This window comes from Haloferax sp. KTX1 (assembly GCF_902410085.1).
Classification (GTDB): Archaea; Halobacteriota; Halobacteria; order Halobacteriales; family Haloferacaceae; genus Haloferax; species Haloferax massiliensis.
Genome location: NZ_CABPRH010000057.1, coordinates 1 through 596, shown reverse-complemented (window position 1 = coordinate 596; position 596 = coordinate 1). Strand labels below are relative to the sequence as shown.

Sequence of the window (596 nt, the reverse complement as noted above, 5' to 3'; positions counted from 1 at the left end):
GGGACATCGTAACCAGTACCGACCACAGAAACCGCAGCGGACCGACACCGTCGACCTTTGCCGTCTCGACGAGCGAGGCCGGAATCGACAAGAAATGCTGGCGCAGTATAAAGACGGTCGTCGCGCTGGCCAAGTATGGGACCGTGATAGCGAAGATCGTGTTACCCATGCCAAGCTCCGTCGTCAAGCGATACAGTGGCACAAACCTGACCGGGACCGGGAGCAAGAGCGTAAAGAGAATAAACAGGAACACGGCGTTCTTGTACGGGAACCTGTAGTAGACGATCACCAGCGCGGCCAGCAGCGACACGATCAGCTTTCCGACGACGACGGCGACAGACATCACAAATGAGTTCAGCATGTACCGCCAGAATTCGAGGCCAATGAGGGCACGACGGTAGTTCGACAGCGCGTGGCCGCCAGGTGCCAGATCGGCGATCGAGGTGACGATCCCGGCCCGCTTCGTTGAGACAAGCACCGCGATCAACACTGGCAGTACGATCAGGAACACGACGGTCGCTGTGAGTACGTGCAGCGTGAGCTGCTCCGTCTCAAATCGCCGGATGCGGTCGCTGGTGGTTCGTCCCGCAGCTCGG

At 59.4% G+C, this 596-nt stretch carries 1 protein-coding gene; it reads right to left on the bottom strand.

Annotation, left to right across the window (positions count from 1 at the left end):
• The coding region (locus FY251_RS20725; RefSeq protein WP_222847859.1) for a carbohydrate ABC transporter permease at positions 1 to 596 on the bottom strand (596 nt) is incomplete at both ends.